15 protein-coding genes are annotated in these 16,377 nt (G+C 63.3%); 11 read left to right on the top strand and 4 right to left on the bottom strand.

Translation table 11 applies throughout. The features are described 5' to 3' along the window. Window positions 1-85 precede the first annotated feature (85 nt). The 5 genes from KTR60_RS17660 (at window position 86) to era (ending at window position 4,841) form a co-directional block, all read left to right on the top strand. A complete protein-coding gene (locus KTR60_RS17660) occupies window positions 86-781 on the top strand; it encodes a TetR/AcrR family transcriptional regulator (protein ID WP_007731067.1) in 696 nt (231 codons plus the stop codon). Between the two features lie 112 nt (window positions 782-893). Continuing rightward, window positions 894-1,982 (top strand): PhoH family protein, encoded by a 1,089-nt coding sequence (locus tag KTR60_RS17655; protein WP_003944580.1) that lies wholly within the window; start codon window positions 894-896, stop codon window positions 1,980-1,982. Window positions 1,983-2,030: 48 nt separating this feature from the next. Further along, complete coding sequence (gene ybeY / locus KTR60_RS17650) at window positions 2,031-2,573, top strand: rRNA maturation RNase YbeY (RefSeq protein WP_003944525.1); 543 nt, start codon at window positions 2,031-2,033, stop codon at window positions 2,571-2,573. A 21-nt stretch (window positions 2,574-2,594) separates the two neighbouring features. Beyond that, a complete protein-coding gene (locus KTR60_RS17645; RefSeq protein WP_003944509.1) occupies window positions 2,595-3,899 on the top strand; it encodes a hemolysin family protein in 1,305 nt (434 codons plus the stop codon). 24 nt (window positions 3,900-3,923) lie between these two features. Then, complete coding sequence (gene era, locus KTR60_RS17640) at window positions 3,924-4,841, top strand: GTPase Era (protein WP_003944451.1); 918 nt, start codon at window positions 3,924-3,926, stop codon at window positions 4,839-4,841. Here era and KTR60_RS17635 read toward each other — a convergent pair. Then, window positions 4,838-5,389: a TetR/AcrR family transcriptional regulator gene (locus tag KTR60_RS17635; RefSeq protein WP_030536607.1), complete on the bottom strand. Its 552-nt coding sequence runs from the start codon at window positions 5,387-5,389 to the stop codon at window positions 4,838-4,840. The two genes, era and KTR60_RS17635, sit on opposite strands and share 4 nt — an antisense overlap. Before the next feature lie 4 nt (window positions 5,390-5,393). Beyond that, window positions 5,394-6,812 (bottom strand): amidase, encoded by a 1,419-nt coding sequence (locus KTR60_RS17630; protein ID WP_228401096.1) that lies wholly within the window; start codon window positions 6,810-6,812, stop codon window positions 5,394-5,396. Between the two features lie 329 nt (window positions 6,813-7,141). Here KTR60_RS17630 and kdpF point away from each other — a divergent pair, with 329 nt between their 5' ends. From kdpF to KTR60_RS17600, 6 genes are read left to right on the top strand one after another with little or no spacing between them, the layout of a single operon-like run. Continuing rightward, complete coding sequence (gene kdpF / locus KTR60_RS17625) at window positions 7,142-7,240, top strand: K(+)-transporting ATPase subunit F (RefSeq protein ID WP_007731078.1); 99 nt, start codon at window positions 7,142-7,144, stop codon at window positions 7,238-7,240. Beyond that, the gene (gene kdpA / locus KTR60_RS17620) at window positions 7,240-8,925 is read left to right on the top strand and encodes a potassium-transporting ATPase subunit KdpA (protein WP_228401095.1); all 1,686 of its coding nucleotides are present in this window, start codon (window positions 7,240-7,242) and stop codon (window positions 8,923-8,925) included. Before kdpF ends, kdpA begins: the two co-directional genes overlap by 1 nt. Then, entirely contained in the window at window positions 8,922-11,027 is a 2,106-nt protein-coding gene (gene kdpB, locus KTR60_RS17615) for a potassium-transporting ATPase subunit KdpB (protein ID WP_228401094.1), read from the top strand. The genes kdpA and kdpB overlap by 4 nt, the downstream gene beginning before the upstream one ends. Window positions 11,028-11,033: 6 nt before the next feature. Next, window positions 11,034-11,684, top strand: coding sequence for a potassium-transporting ATPase subunit C (locus KTR60_RS17610; protein ID WP_007731080.1), 651 nt, complete (start codon window positions 11,034-11,036; stop codon window positions 11,682-11,684). Window positions 11,685-11,691: 7 nt separating this feature from the next. Next, complete coding sequence (locus KTR60_RS17605; RefSeq protein WP_003944466.1) at window positions 11,692-14,232, top strand: sensor histidine kinase; 2,541 nt, start codon at window positions 11,692-11,694, stop codon at window positions 14,230-14,232. Continuing rightward, window positions 14,229-14,909: a response regulator gene (locus KTR60_RS17600; protein WP_003944545.1), complete on the top strand. Its 681-nt coding sequence runs from the start codon at window positions 14,229-14,231 to the stop codon at window positions 14,907-14,909. The genes KTR60_RS17605 and KTR60_RS17600 overlap by 4 nt, the downstream gene beginning before the upstream one ends. 9 nt (window positions 14,910-14,918) lie before the next feature. Here KTR60_RS17600 and KTR60_RS17595 read toward each other — a convergent pair whose 3' ends face one another. Next, entirely contained in the window at window positions 14,919-15,899 is a 981-nt protein-coding gene (locus tag KTR60_RS17595; RefSeq protein WP_228401093.1) for a zinc-binding alcohol dehydrogenase family protein, read from the bottom strand. Further along, entirely contained in the window at window positions 15,896-16,357 is a 462-nt protein-coding gene (locus KTR60_RS17590; RefSeq protein ID WP_007731082.1) for a MarR family winged helix-turn-helix transcriptional regulator, read from the bottom strand. Before KTR60_RS17590 ends, KTR60_RS17595 begins: the two co-directional genes overlap by 4 nt. Window positions 16,358-16,377: the final 20 nt, after the last annotated feature.

Raw genomic sequence — 16,377 nt, 5'->3', positions numbered from 1 at the left:
TTTGCACACTGATGTGTAAGTTAATAACTTGCACACCGATGTGCAACTATGATTGACCTAGATCACAGTTGGGCAGTCGAAAGAGGTGGAACGCGCGTTGACGCATTCGGGCACAGTCGTTTCGGGAACTGCCGAATCGGGCGGACGGCAGCGTCGTAGTCAGGCCGCGGCCAATCGCAATCGCATCATCGAGGCGGCGATCACGGCGTTCGCTGCTGATCCGGATGCGAGCATGGACGACGTCGCAAAGGCCGCCGGTGTGGTCAGGCGAACCGTGTACGCGCATTTCGACAGCCGAGAGGCGCTGATCAACGGCATCGTGGACGAGGCGTCGACCGATCTCGTAGCTGCGCTGAGCCAAGCCGGCGAGCCGCCCGAGCGCCCGGATCTGGCGACTGCCGTACTGGCATTGCTGTCATGGCCGGTCGGTGATCGCTTCCGGATGCTGCTCAGCTTTGCTCGCAAAGAGTTGGGGGAGCAGCGGATTCTCGATCTGATGGAGCCCGCGCGCGCCGTGAGTATCAGCGTCGTCGAGCGCGGTCAGCGTGACGGAACCTTCTCGAAATACCTGCCGGCCGAGACTCTGGTAGCGATGACCGAGGCGATCACGATCACTTTGTTCGATCAGGCCAACAGTGGGCTCATCACGGACTCGGGCGAATCCTTTGCCGCCGTGTGCCTGGTCATCGCGGGTATCAGTCCGGACAGAAGCTCCGAGATCGTCGCCGAAGCGTCGGAGTGGATCCGCGAATCGCTGCCGTCCGGTCGCCGCGAGGATTAGGCCGGGACGATTAACAAGTGGGCCGTGTCCGACTCTGGCGCTAGACTTCGAAGTATCGAGGCTCACGAGTCGAGTGGGCTGATCGGACCAGAAAGCAGGCCATATTCACCACGTGAGTGAACACAGTGAACTCGACGGGAACCGTGTAACCACCATCACCGAGCGCGCTCTGCCCGCAGAGCGCACCGTCCGTTCGAGTATGGATCTGGCGCCGGAGACCGTGCGTCAAATCCTGGGGGCGACGGACGAGAATCTCACCGCGATCGAACGTGAGCTTCGTGCCGACATTCATGTACGTGGCGGAACCATCTCCTTATCGGGGACGGCTGCAGACGTGGCGCTGGCAGAACGTGTGTTCAGTGAATTGGCGTCGCTGGCCGGTCGGGGGCAGCCCATTGCTCCGGACGCTGTTCGACGAACCATCGGCATGCTCACCAACGAGGTCGGCGAGTCTCCGGCCGAGGTGCTCTCCCTCGACATTCTTTCGCGTCGGGGCAAGACGATTCGGCCGAAGACCCTCAACCAGAAACGCTACGTCGACGCCATCGACGAGAACACCATCGTGTTCGGAGTCGGCCCGGCCGGTACCGGCAAGACCTACCTCGCCATGGCCAAGGCCGTTCAGGCGTTGCAGGCCAAGCAGGTCTCTCGGATCATCTTGACCAGGCCGGCAGTCGAGGCCGGGGAGCGACTGGGCTTTCTGCCCGGCACGCTGCACGAGAAGATCGATCCGTATCTCCGCCCGCTGCACGACGCATTGCACGACATGATGGATCCCGAGGCGATTCCGAAGTTGATGCAGGCCGGAGTCATCGAGGTCGCTCCGCTCGCCTACATGCGTGGCCGGACGCTCAACGACGCCTTCATCATCTTGGACGAAGCGCAGAACACCACGGCCGAGCAGATGAAGATGTTCCTGACCCGCCTCGGGTTCGGTTCCAAGATCGTGGTCACCGGAGACGTGACCCAGGTCGATCTGCCGGGCGGGGCCCGTTCGGGTCTGCGCGCGGCATCCGAAATCCTCACCGGGATCGACGATATTCATTTCGCCACTCTCGACAGCAGCGACGTCGTACGTCATCGGCTGGTCTCTCACATCGTCGACGCTTACGAGCGTCACGAATCGGATCGGTCCGGCGAGTTGGCGGTCGGAAACCGGGCGCAGCGCCGCGCTGCACATGCTCATTCACCGCGACGGTAGGCTGAGCGACGCATCAACCCCTACTTTTCCCAGGAAAGAGCGTCGCACATGAGCATCGAGGTCTCGAACGAATCGGGCATGGACATCTCCGAACCGGAGTTGATCAGCGTTGCCCGTTTCGTGATCGCTCGGATGGATGTCCATCCGGCGGCCGAGCTGTCGATGGTTCTCGTCGACTCCGCGACGATGGCGGATCTGCACGTTCGCTGGATGGACCTGCCGGGTCCGACCGACGTCATGTCGTTCCCGATGGACGAACTCGAGCCGGGTGGCCGTCCCGATTCCCCCGAGCCGGGGCCGTCGATGCTCGGCGACATCGTGCTGTGTCCGTCTTTTGCCGCGGATCAGGCTGACAAGGCCGGGCATTCACTGGCTCACGAACTTGCCCTCCTGACCGTCCACGGTGTGTTGCACCTTCTCGGCTACGACCATGCGGAGCCGGAAGAGGAGAAGGAGATGTTCGGCTTGCAGAACAGCCTCCTCGAAGAGTGGTACGAAGACCTTCGCCGTATCGACCGCGAAGCAGCACTGGCCGAACGCGATCAGAAGCTGCTCGGTAAGACCGGTTTCGTCGACGGAGTGGACCGATAACAGTTATCCGGGGGTTCTGTAGTGAGTAGCGCCATAGCGCTCTTTGTTCTGGCGATTGCTCTTGTCCCGGTCGGTGGTGTGTTCGCGGCCGTCGACTCGGCGCTCAACACCATTTCGTCGGCGCGGATCGACGAGATGGCAAAGGAAGAGCGAGCCGGCGCCGCGCGAGTGCAACGCATCCTGACCGATCGTCCGCGATACGTGAATCTGATGGTCCTGCTTCGCATTTTGTGCGAGATCACGGCCACCGTCGTACTCGTGGGCGGCCTGATCGACGTCCTCTCGCTGGGCTGGGCACTGACCGTCACCGCGGTGATCATGGTTCTCGTCTCGTACGTGGTCATCGGCGTCGGACCGAGAACGCTTGGGCGCCAACATGCGTACTCCATCGCGATGGCCGCGTCGCTGCCACTGCTGTGGATCGGGGTTCTGCTCGGGCCGATCAGTCGCGTCCTGATCCTCGTGGGTAACGCATTGACCCCGGGTAAGGGCTTCCGCAACGGCCCGTTCGCGTCGGAAATCGAGTTGCGTGAACTCGTGGACATGGCGCAGGAACGTGGCGTCGTGGCCGACGAAGAACGCCGAATGATCCAGTCCGTCTTCGAGCTCGGAGACACGTCGGCACGCGAGGTGATGGTGCCGCGCACCGACATGGTGTGGATCGAGAACGACAAAAATGCCGGGCAGGCGACGTCGTTGGCCGTCCGCAGTGGTCACTCGCGCCTGCCGGTCATCGGGGAGAACGTCGACGACGTGCTCGGTGTCGTCTACCTCAAGGATCTGGTCAAGCAGACCTACCACCTGCCCGACGGCGGCCGGAACGTCAACGTCTGCGACGTCATGCGGCCCGCCGTCTTCGTTCCCGACTCGAAGCCGCTCGACAGCTTGCTGGCCGAGATGCAGCGCGACCGCAACCACATGGCGATACTCGTCGACGAGTACGGCGGAATCGCCGGGCTCGTCACGATCGAGGACGTCATCGAAGAGATCGTCGGTGAGATCGCCGACGAGTACGACGAGGACGAGACGCCGCCCATCGAGGATCTCGGTGACGGAATGTTCCGCGTATCCGCGAGACTTCCCATCGAAGACCTCGGTGAATTGTTCGATCTCGAACTCGAACTCGACGAGGTGGAGACCGTCGGCGGGCTGATCGGATACGTACTCGGCCGAGTGCCACTTCCCGGTTCCGAAGTGGAGTACGACGGTTTGATCCTGCGCGGCGAGGGAACCAATACGGGCCGAGGCCGGGTACGCATCAGCACGGTGTTCGTGCAGCGCATCCCGCCGTCCGAAGACGAAGAGACAGAAGACACCGATGACTGAGCGAGAGTTCAGCGAGGAGCAGTTATGAGCAAGAACGAATTCCGGTCAGGCTTCGTGTGTTTCGTGGGTCGACCCAATACGGGCAAGTCCACGCTGACCAACGCGTTGGTCGGCAGCAAGATCGCGATCACGTCCTCGCGCCCGCAGACGACGCGCCACACGATTCGCGGCATCGTTCACCGCGAGCATGCGCAGCTGATCCTGGTGGACACCCCTGGACTGCACAAGCCCCGCACTTTGCTCGGGCAGCGCCTCAATGACCTGGTTCGCGACACGTACTCCGAGGTCGACGTCATCTGCCTGTGCATCCCGGCCGACGAGGCCATCGGGCCCGGAGACCGCTGGATCGTGCAGCAGGTCCGTCAGATGGCGCCCAAGACCAAGCTTGTCGGCATCGTGACCAAGATCGACAAGGTCAGCCGCGACGCCGTCGGAAAGCAGTTGCTCGCGCTGTCCACCCTGCTCGGCCCCGAATCCGAGGTCGTTCCGGTGTCCGCGAAGTCGGGTGAACAGGTCGAGATCCTGGTCGACGTCCTCGCCGGTCTGATGGACGAGGGCCCGGCCTTCTACCCGGACGGGGAACTGACGGACGAGCCCGAAGAGGTGCTCATGGCCGAACTGATCCGTGAGGCTGCGCTCGAGGGGCTCGGCGAAGAATTGCCGCACTCCCTGGCTGTGGTGATCGAGGAGGTCATCCCGCGCGAGGGACGCACCGAGAAGCAGGGCGAGATGCTCGACGTGCATGCACTGCTCTACGTCGAGCGGCCCAGTCAGAAGGGCATCGTCATCGGTAAGGGCGGAGCGCGTCTGCGGGAAGTCGGTACCAGTGCGCGCCTGCAGATCGAGAAGCTGCTCGGTGTGCGGATCTTCCTGGAGCTGCACGTCAAGGTCGCCAAGGACTGGCAGCGCGACCCGAAGCAGCTCGGCCGGCTGGGCTTCTAGGGCCGGAGGACCCTGAGGATTGCCGCGCCGATGTCCTGCTCGTCGACGCCGGTGGCCAGGCGTCGGAGTTGGAGGCCGGTGATGACGGCGACGAGCGTCGATGCAATCGACTCCGGATCAGGTACACCGAGTGCCGTCAGAATCGTGACGGTCAAATCGTCGTAGGCGGCGAAGCATTCGACGGCGACTTCGTGGAGTTCGTGGTCGCGCCCGGCGGCGATGTACATCTCGAACGGCGCGATCCGCTCGGCCGAGAACGAAAGATCTCGCGTCACCTTTTCGGCTATTGCCGCGGCGTCCTCGACGCTCAGACCTTTGTCGCGGTACTCCTCGGCCAAGGCGCGCAGGCGCGTCGTCTCGTCGGTCACGAAACGAGACAGCGCGGCCCGCAGCATGTCCGACTGGCTGGCGAAGTGATACGTGATCGATCCGAGTGAGACGCCGGCCTGCGCGGCGATGCGCCGGTTGCTCACACCCGGGATGCCGTCGGTACCGACGACGTGCAGAACGGCGTCGAGTATTCGCTCGCGAACGTCCCGGTTACTCATCGGGTCACCACCACGGCTCGGGTCGGACCTGATCCCAACGCAGGACCGATTCCAACTGTGAAGCGAGGGAGACCAACAGAGGTTCGGTGTTCTCGTTGCCCATCAACTGCGCACCGATGGGCAGGCCGGCCTTGCTGAATCCGGCCGGCACGTTGACCGAGGGCCAGCCGAGGACGTTCCACGGCCACGCGTAGGGGCAGGCGCCGGTCATGACCTTGTCGGTGTCCCAGCCACCGATGCCGTCGATCGCGGTCGCCATGATCGGTGGAGTTGCCGTCGTGGGTGCCAGGACGACGTCGTAGGTGTCGAAGATCGCTCCGATCCGCTTTCGCATCCGCGGCTCGGCCGCGCGGGCCGCGCGCAGAGGTGCGCCGCGAAGTAGCTTGCCGTTCTGGGCATTTCCGCGTGTTCTGGCATCGACCAGTTTCGGGTCGGGAACGCGTCCGAGCCAGTCGTGGACCCCGACGAGCGAGCGGGGCAGAAAGTTCAGGCCGAAGATCAGGCCGTATGCGGGATCGTCGACGACGACGTGGTGTCCGAGCTCCCGCAGCGTTTCGGCGATCGAATGCACGGCCAGGCGCACTTCCGGGTCCAGCTTCACGGGAGTGGCGGTGAACGGATTACGAAGGGAAAGAGCGATTTTCAGCTTTCCGGGGTCGCGTCCCACCGCGTCGCTGACCGTCACCGGTGTCGGCTTGTGGAGGTCGCCGTCGTGGTTGCCGGCAGCGACGTCGAGCAACAGTGCCGCGTCGGCGACGGTGCGAGCGAGCGGTCCGTTGACCGTCAGGCCGTAGAACGCTTCGGCGTCGGGCCAGGTTGAGATGCGCCCGCGCTGCGGTTTGATTCCGACGAGGTTGGTCCAGGCCGCGGGGATTCGGATGGAACCGGCTCCGTCGGAACCGATTCCGGCGCTGACCAATCCGGCGGCGACGGCCGCGGCGGTGCCGCCCGACGATCCGCCTGGAGTGTGGTGACGCGACCACGGATTGCGCGTGTAACCGAAGGCTGAACCGCTCGTGAGCGGCCACTGGCCCAATTCCGGGCTGTTGGTCTTGCCCACGATCACTGCGCCGGCGTCGCGGAGGCGTCGAATCATCTCCGAGTCCTCGGTCTTGGCCGGGAAATCGCCAGGGCAACCGAAGGCCGTGGGTTCGCCGGTGATGTCGACGTCGTCCTTTACTGCGATCGGCACACCGAGCAGCGGCAGACGCTCGCCGCGTGCGAGACGTCTGTCGGCCTCGGCAGCTTCCTCGAGTGCCTTCTCTCGCCGCACGATCTTGAACGCATTGAGGTGAGGCTGAGTGGCCTCGATCCGGCTCAGCGTTGCCTCGGTGGCCGCGACGGACGAGGTAGCGCCCGAGGCCAGGCTCGCAACCTGGTCGACAAGACCGGGGGCGAGATCGTGGTCGGTTCGAGAAGTCATCAGGTTCCCTTCGCAAAACTGTTCGTTCGAACGAACAGTAACTTGTTTCAGTATTAGTGAACTTCGGTTTCGCGTCAAGATCGCGTCAAGACGCCAGGTCAGTGCGTAAGCGGATCGTCAGAGACGCGGAATCGGCCTTTCCGGAGGTCGAAGCTGAGAGAGCGCATCCGGTCGAGGGCGACCGCGCGTCATGGCTGCGATGCACAGCAGCACGGCAAAAGATTTCGAAGAGGGAAGCTCATGGCCGATCTGGCCTACGTTGCTCTGATTCTCGGCGGTTTTCTCGTGTGCGCGCTGGTACTGCGCGCCCTACAGGCGAGCGCTCCCAAATGACGGTTGCCGGTGTGGTCAGCGTGGTTCTGATCGCCGTCGCCGCGGCATTGGTCATTTACCTGCTCGTTGCACTCGTAGATCCTGAGAGGTTCTGATGTCGCCCGCTATTGCAGCCGGCCTGCAGATCGCTTTTGTCCTCGTCGTTCTGGCAATCGCCTACGTCCCGGTGGGCGACTACATGGCGCGTGTTTACTCGTCGACGCGAGATCTTCGGGTCGAGAGTGTGATCTACCGCGTCGGTCGGATCGACTCCAGGGCCGAGCAGACGTGGTACGGCTACGCCGCAAGCGTTCTCGGATTCTCGCTGGCCAGCGCATTGTTCCTGTACTTCCTGCAACGGATTCAGGGAGTACTGCCGCTCAGTGACGGTCTGTCCGGGGTCAGTCCCGCCGTAGCGTTCAACACCGCGATTTCGTTTGTGGCGAACACCAACTGGCAGTCGTACACGCCGGAAACGACGATGAGCAACTTCGTTCAGCCCGTCGGTCTGGCGGTGCAGAACTTCGTCTCGGCAGCGGTCGGCATGGCGGTGGCCATCGCATTGGTTCGCGGCTTCATTCGGGTGGCCAGGGGCGGCGAGATCGGCAACTTCTGGGTCGATCTGACGCGTGGTTCTCTGCGCATCCTCCTCCCGTTCGCCTTCGTGATCGCCCTGATCCTGTTGAGCCAGGGTGTGATCCAGTCGTTCCACAGCGGTTTCGCCTCCACCGGCCTCGACGGCAATGCGGTGACCAATGCACTGGCCCCCGTCGCGTCCCAGGAAGCGATCAAGGAACTCGGCACCAACGGTGGCGGGATCTTGGCTGCCAACTCGGCGCACCCGTTCGAGAACCCCACCCCGTTGAGCAATGTCGTCGAGATCCTGGCGATCCTGTTGATTCCGGTCTGCCTCACCCGAACGTTCGGAACTCTCGTCGGGGATCGTAGGCAAGGCCTCACCTTGCTGGCAGTGATGGGAATCCTGTGGAGCGGGCTGCTCGCAGTCACGCTCGCTGCCGAATCCGGCGCACGCGGTGTTGCCGCCACAGCAGCTGGTTCGATGATGGAGGGCAAGGAAGTTCGCTTCGGAATCCCCGGATCGGCGTTGTTCGCGGTGGCGACCACGGGAACGTCGACGGGCGCGGTGAACTCGGCCCACGACAGCATGTCACCCCTTGGCGGCGGCGCGGTCCTGCTCAACATGTTGCTCGGCGAAATTGCGCCAGGTGGAGTCGGAACCGGCCTCTACGGGATTCTTGTGCTGGCATTGATCGCAGTGTTCGTCGGCGGACTGCTGGTCGGTCGCACGCCCGAATATCTCGGCAAGAAGTTGGGTCGACGCGAGATCACCCTTGCGGCGCTGTCGATTCTGGTCATGCCCGCGCTGGTCTTGATCGGTACCGCCATCACCGTCATCCTCGGTTCGACCACCGGTTATCAAGGCAATGGGGGAGATCCGGGCACGCCGGGATCGATCCACGGGTTCAGTGAGGTGCTTTACGCCTTCGCCTCCGCCTCCAACAACAACGGCAGCGCCTTCGGCGGTCTGACGGTCACCAGCGACTGGTTCCAGTCGTCTCTCGGAATCTGCATGCTTCTCGGCCGATTCCTGCCGATCATCTTCGTTCTCGCTTTGGCCGGTGCTCTTGCCTCGCAGAAGAAGGTGGCGCCGACGGCCGGCACCCTCCCGACGTCCGGACCGATGTTCACCGGTTTGTTGACCGGCACCGTCGTTCTTGTTGCTGCACTTACATTCTTCCCGGCCCTCGCGCTGGGCCCGCTAGCGGAGGCTCTTCAATGACCGTGCGTATCAGTGAGAAACCCGTGGTAGCGCAAGACGCCGCCGACAAGGCTGATCCAGGGCAGTCCCGTCAAGTACACGCAGGCGTTTTCAACCCGCGGCAGATGATCACCGCGTTGCCGGGGGCCGTGCGCAAACTCGACCCACGCCACCTCGCCCGCAACCCGGTCATGTTCGTGGTGTTCGTCGGTTCCGTCATCACCACTGTCATGGCGATCGCCGATCCCTCGGTGTTCTCCTGGGTGATCACCCTGTGGCTCTGGTTCACGGTGATCTTCGCGAACCTCGCCGAATCCGTGGCCGAAGGGCGCGGCAAGGCGCAGGCGGCGAGCCTGCGAAAGGTGAAGCAGGACACCACAGCACATCGGATCACGATGAGCGGTGCGATCGAATCGGTTTCCGGCACCGAACTGGTGGTCGGCGATCGGGTGATAGTGGTTGCCGGCGAGGTCATCCCCGGCGACGGCGACGTGGTCGAAGGTATTGCCTCCGTAGACGAATCGGCGATCACCGGTGAATCCGCGCCGGTGGTCCGTGAATCCGGTGGTGACCGGTGCGCCGTCACCGGTGGTACGACGGTTCTCTCGGACCGCATCGTCGTGGAAATCACCGCAGCACCGGGCAGTTCGTTCGTGGACCGGATGATCGCGCTCGTCGAGGGTGCTTCACGTCAGAAGACACCCAACGAGATTGCGCTCAACATCCTGCTCGCGTCGTTGACCGTCATCTTCCTCCTCGCCGTCGTAGCCATCGGCCCGATGGGCTTGTACGCGGGGCACGAGCAGGATCCGATCAAGCTGATCGCACTTCTCGTCTGCCTGATCCCGACGACCATCGGAGCGCTGCTCTCGGCGATCGGTATCGCGGGCATGGACCGCCTCGTCCAGCGCAACGTTCTCGCGATGTCGGGGCGCGCGGTGGAAGCTGCGGGCGACATCGACACCCTGTTGATGGACAAGACCGGAACCATCACTTTCGGTAACCGCCGGGCCACCGCACTCCATCCGGCGCCCGGTGTATCCGCCGACGATCTTGCTGCGGCAGCTCGCTTGTCGAGCCTTGCCGACGGAACTCCCGAGGGACGGAGCATCGTCGAGCTGTGCGCAGCGGAGTTCGGTCTCGCTGCCGAGCCGACGCTGGACGAGGAACGCGCAGAGTTCGTTCCGTTCACGGCACAAACCCGGATGAGCGGACTCGACCACTCCGGACGCCAAATCCGAAAGGGTGCAGCAGATGCGGTGATGAACTGGGTCGTCAGTGGCGGTGGACACGCGGAGAGCGCGGTGACCGACACCGTGAACGACATCGCCCAAGCGGGCGGAACGCCGCTGGTAGTTGCCGTCAAGCATGGTGAGAGTACCTCGATCCTCGGCGTGATCGCGTTGTCCGACGTCGTCAAGCCGGGAATGGCTGACAGGTTCGCCGAACTCCGGGCGATGGGTATTCGCACGATCATGATCACCGGCGACAATCCGTTGACCGCGAAGGCGATTGCCGACGAGGCGGGCGTCGACGACTTCATGGCGGAGGCCACCCCGGAAGACAAACTGGCCCTGATCCGGAAGGAACAGGAAGGCGGACGTCTCGTCGCGATGACCGGTGACGGGACCAATGATGCTCCCGCCCTTGCCCAGGCGGATGTCGGGGTCGCGATGAACACGGGAACCTCGGCAGCCAAAGAGGCCGGGAACATGGTCGATCTCGATTCCGATCCCACCAAGCTGATCGAGGTGGTGGAAATCGGCAAGCAATTGCTGATCACCCGCGGCGCGTTGACCACATTCTCGTTGGCGAACGACCTGGCGAAGTATTTCGCAATCCTGCCGGCCTTGTTCAGCGGCATCTACCCGCAGCTGGACGCGTTGAACATCATGCGTCTCGCCACCCCCGAATCGGCGATCGTCTCGGCCGTGATCTTCAACGCCTTGGTGATCATCGGTTTGATTCCGTTGGCACTCAAGGGTGTTCGATACCGACCGTCGACGGCATCGCAGTTGCTCGGACGTAACCTGCTCGTCTACGGTCTCGGCGGTGTGATCACACCGTTCGTCGGTATCTGGTTGATCGATCTCGTCGTACGTTTGATTCCTGGAATTGGGTGACCTGACATGCGTTTCACTATCGGTTTTGCCAAACAGGTGTGGGCGGGTTTGCTCGTATTGCTCGCGCTCACCGTCGTTCTCGGTGTGGTCTATCCCGCCGCGGTGTGGGGTGTCAGCCGGATCAGCTCCGGATCTGCCGAAGGCTCACCGGTCACCGATGCCGCCGGTTGCGTGGTCGGCAGTGCCTGGGTGGGTGTCGATCCGCAGGTCGCCGAAGGGCAGCAGGACCCGTTCTTCCACAATCGTGTTGTCGGATCCGTTTCGGACGAGGATCCGTTTGCCACCGGTGATCCCGCTGCGGCACTGCCGTCCAACCAGGGGCCGAGCAGCGAGATTCTGGCCGGATTCGTCATCGAGCGCCGGGCAGCCATCGCGGCACGTGAGGGTGTCGACCCGGCATCGGTTCCCGTCGACGCAGTCACCGGTTCGGGCTCGGGTATCGATCCCCACATCAGTCCGGCGTACGCCGAACTGCAGGTCGCGAGGGTGGCGGCCAACAACGGCATCTCGGAAGACCAGGTGCGGGACTTGGTGGCCGAGCACACCGACGGTCGGCAACTCGGATTTCTCGGAGCCGAGCGAGTCAACGTACTGGAATTGAACCTGGCACTCGGATTGACGGCACCTACGTGTGCTGCACCGACGACTGGTGGATGATTGTCACGTGAGTTCTTCGGAGAAGGTCGGTCAATCTTTCGGTAGGGCACGCAAACGTGGTGAATTGCGTATCTACCTCGGCGCTGCGCCCGGCGTCGGAAAGACCTTCGCGATGCTCGGTGAGGCTCATCGGCGTCGAGATCGTGGCTGTGACGTGGTCGCGGCCGTCGTGGAGACACACGGCCGCGCCCGCACCGCGGCGCAGATCGGAGACCTCGAAACAGTGCCGCCCAAGCTGGTGGATTATCGCGGAACACGGATGCCGGAACTGGACGTCGAGGCCGTGTTGGCTCGGCGTCCGGCCCTTGTCCTGGTGGACGAGTTGGCACATACCAACACGCCAGGGAGCAAGAATCACAAGCGCTGGCAGGACGTACAGGAACTGCTCGAAGCCGGGATCGACGTTCTGTCCACGGTCAACGTGCAACACCTCGAAAGCCTCAACGACGTTGTCGCGCACATCACCGGCGTGGTTCAGCAGGAGACGGTTCCGGACGCGGTAGTGCGTAGTGCGGCGCAGGTCGAGCTGGTCGACATCACCCCGGAGGCGCTGCGCCGCAGACTTTCTCACGGAAACGTGTATTCACCAGAACGGGTCGATGCGGCCTTGGGCAATTACTTCAGACGCGGAAACCTCACGGCGCTACGCGAACTGGCTCTGCTGTGGGTGGCCGATCAGGTGGACGCCGCACTGGCGAAATACCGGGCCGAGAACAAGATCACCGATACCTGGGAAGCGCGCGAGCGTGTCGTCGTTGCCGTGACCGGGGGACCGGAGTCGGAAACCCTGGTACGACGCGCATCTCGAATCGCGTCGAAGTCGAGCGCCGAGCTGATGGTGGTCCACGTCGTACGCGGTGACGGACTCACCGGCGTCTCGGCCCCCGAGATGGGCAAGGTGCGCGCGTTGGCTGTCGGAGTCGGCGCCACGCTTCACACCGTTGTCGGTGACGACGTACCGTCGACGCTCCTCGAGTTCGCGCGTGAGGAGAACGCCACACAGTTGGTGCTGGGAACGTCGCGGCGTTCCCGCCTGGCTCGCATCCTCGACGAGGGGATCGGCGCTGCGGTGGTTCAGCAGTCCGGTGGTATCGACGTTCACATGGTCACGCACGAGGAAGCGACGGCGCGACGACGCATTTCGGTGCTGGGGCGCTCGGAGCGCCGGGTCCTGTCGTGGATTGCGGCGATCGTCGTGCCTTCGCTCGCGGCCGCGATCATGGGTCTCGTCGACCGAATCTCCGGGGTCAACGGCGAGAACGCGCTGTTCTTCGTCGTGGTCGTTCTGGTCGCCCTCCTCGGCGGCGTCGGCCCGGCGATATTGTCGGCCCTGATCTCGGGACTGCTGCTCAATTACTTCTTCACCGATCCGCGGTACAGCTTCACCATCGCCGAACCTGACAACTTCATCACCACTGTCGTGCTGTTGATCGTGGCTGTGGCAGTTGCCGTTCTGGTCGACGCCGCAGCAAAGCGCGCCCGCGAGGCGAAGCGCGCATCCGAGGAAGCCGAACTGCTCACACTGTTCGCGGGATCAGTTCTCCGCGGAGCGGATCTGTCGACACTTCTGGCGAAGGCACTCGAAATCTATCGCCAGCGAGGGGTTTCCGTCATTCATCACGACGACGGAGTCATCGCCGCCGTGGGTACGCAGCCGCCGACCACGGACGACGAAGCGGATACGGTCTGTGAGGTCAACGACGGGGAATACGCGCTGTTGTTGGCTGGGCCCGACCTGAGTGCGCGGGATCGACGAGTGCTGACGGTGGTGGCTCACCAAGCAGTTGGGATGATCCGCCAGGAGAAACTGACAGTCGAGGCGAGCAAGGCTGCCGCGCTCACCGAGGCTGATCAACTGCGTCGAGCCCTGCTGTCAGCGGTAAGCCATGACCTGCGAACGCCTCTCGCCGGAGTGAAGGCGGCGGTGTCGAGTCTGCGCAGCGACGACATCGAGTTCTCGCCCGAAGACACCGCTGAATTGTTGGCAACCATCGAGGAGTCGGCGGATCAGTTGACGGCGCTGGTCGGGAACTTGCTCGACTCGTCCCGACTTGCCGCCGGGGTGGTGAAACCCACGCTGCGGCCGGTGTATCTGGACGAGGTGGTTCACCGCGCGTTGCTGGGCCTCGGCATCGGTGGACGCTCGGATTCGCGGGCTCGAAGTGTAGTCGTCGACGTGGGTACCGTTGCAGTGCAGGCAGATCAAGGTCTGCTCGAGCGGGTGATTGCGAACATCGTCGACAACGCTCTGCGCTACGGGGGAGAAACCCCGGTGCGCGTCGGGGCGGCGCAACTCGGTGATCGTGTGGTGATCAGTGTTGCCGATACGGGCCCAGGTGTTCCGCGAGGTGAGGCCGAAACGATGTTCCAGCCGTTCCAACGGATGGGAGATCGCGACAACACCGGCGGAGTGGGCCTCGGACTTTCCGTGGTGCGCGGATTTGTCGATGCGATGGGCGGAACGGTCAGCGCCACAGACACACCTGGTGGGGGATTGACGATGATCGTGGAGTTGGCTGCGGCCGGTACGAATGGGAATGGATCATGAGTCGAATCCTGGTAGTGGACGACGAACCGCAGATTCTGCGAGCTCTGCGTATCAATCTTTCGGTGCGCGGGTACGAGGTGGTGACCGCGTCGACGGGCGCCGGTGCCTTGCGGGCTGCTGCCGAGCGTCCACCGGACGTCGTGGTACTCGATCTCGGACTGCCCGACATGGACGGCACCGAAGTGCTTGCCGGCCTGCGTGGCTGGTGCACGGCGCCGGTCATCGTGCTGTCGGCGCGCACGGATTCCGCGGACAAGGTCGAGGCTCTCGACGCCGGTGCGGACGACTACGTCACCAAGCCCTTCGGGATGGACGAGTTTCTGGCCCGCGTGCGCGCTGCGGCGAGGCGGGGAACCTCCGCGGCGGACACTTCGGAACCGTCGGTCGAGACCGCGTCCTTCACGGTGGACTTGGCTGCGAAAACAGTGAGTCGGCGCGGTGAACAGGTGCACCTGACTCCGACCGAGTGGGGCATGCTCGAGATGCTTGTGCGCAACCGCGGAAAGCTGGTCGGGCAGAAGGAGTTGCTTCGGGAAGTGTGGGGACCGGCGTACGACACCGAGACCCACTATCTACGTGTCTACCTGGCTCAACTTCGTCGGAAGCTCGAGGATGACCCGGCGAACCCCAAGCATCTGATCACCGAGGCAGGAATGGGTTATCGATTCGTGGTGTGAGAAGCCAGGTCAGAGCACAACTACCAATTTGCCACGTGCCGTACCGGCTTCCATCTTGGCATGTGCTCGCGCGACGTCCTCGAACGCGAACACCTCGTCGATCGGTACCACCGCCTCGCCTGACGCCACAGCGGAGAGGAAGTCTTGCAGTACGCCGGCAGGCAGGTCGGACGCGTCCCCACCGTACGAGGTCAATCGCACTCCGCGTGGAATGTAGTCGATCGGATAAAAGTCTTTGACTGTCCACTCGTTGGACAGCATTCCCGTGAAACACACGGTGCCGTGAACGCGGGTCGCGCGCAACGTGTCGGGAAGTGTTGGTGTTCCGACCAATTCGAGGGCCAGATCAACACCGCCCGGGAGGATGTCTCGAACCTGGCCGGCCACAGCACCGTCGTCGACGATAACGTGGTCAACCCCGATCGCGGTCAACGACGACGCTTTGTTCGCATCTCGGGTGGTCGCAAGGACAGTGAGTCCCCACTGCTTCGCCAGGACTGCGGTTGCCATGCCGACCGAGGAGGTTCCTCCCCGGATCAACAGGGATTGACCGGATTTCGCGTCCAGTCCTACCGTCAGCGAGCCGCAGGACGTCTGCAGCATCTCGGGAACAGCTCCCACTGTCGACCAGTCCAGTTCGCTCGAGAAGGGAACGACCTGACTGACGGGAACGCACGTGTACTCGGCATAACCGCCGTCGAACGTCCTCCCCATCCCACCCATCATGGCGGCGACTTGCCGGCCTTCGGTGAGCTCCCCGCCGGGGCAGTTCACCACTTCGCCGACGGCCTCGATGCCCAGCACCCTCGGGAATGTCACGCCTTCGGCGAGGCCGAGGCGGGTGTGAAGTTCGGATCGATTGAGGCCGAAAGCCTTCACCCGGACCAGTACCCAGCCCGCAATCGGCACGGGTATCGGAATCACTTTGATAGTCAATGCTTCTGGCGGGCCGGGGGCGTCGAGCACGATTGCGCGCATTGTGTCGGTCATGCTTTTTCCTTCGTGGTCGGTGTCAGGTTTCGATTGGCTTCACGCAGCGTGGCCAGTGTGGCGCCGAATCGATCGAGAGCGTCGGGCGTCAGCACGGAACCGAGACGGCGCTCCAATTCGCCGTCGAACGTTGCCTTCGCCCGCCGCAACAGCTCATTGCCCTCGGGAGTCAACTCGATGAGTGAGGATCGTTTGTCGGTGGGATTGGATTTTCGACGGCAGTGTCCAGCCGCTTCGATTCGATCCACCAGCTTGCTCGTGCCACCGACGGTGATCGCGAGGGCCTCGGCGATGTCGAAGACCCGACAGGAGCCGAGCCTGTCGATGATCTGCATCGGCTCGAATCGACTCAGTGGCAGGTCGTGCTCGATTCGGAGTCGCTGGTCGACGGCCGTCCACAGTTCGGTTTCGAAGCGGACGAGGTTGTCGAAGTGCCTGCTCAGGGCTGATCTGGTCACGAGCAGACTCCGAACCGATA

Origin of the sequence: Rhodococcus sp. C1, from assembly GCF_020809065.1 — a bacterium.
Taxonomy (GTDB): domain Bacteria; phylum Actinomycetota; class Actinomycetes; order Mycobacteriales; family Mycobacteriaceae; genus Rhodococcus_F; species Rhodococcus_F qingshengii.
Note: the sequence above shows the minus strand (reverse complement) of the source record. Positions and strands in the feature narration are given on the sequence as shown.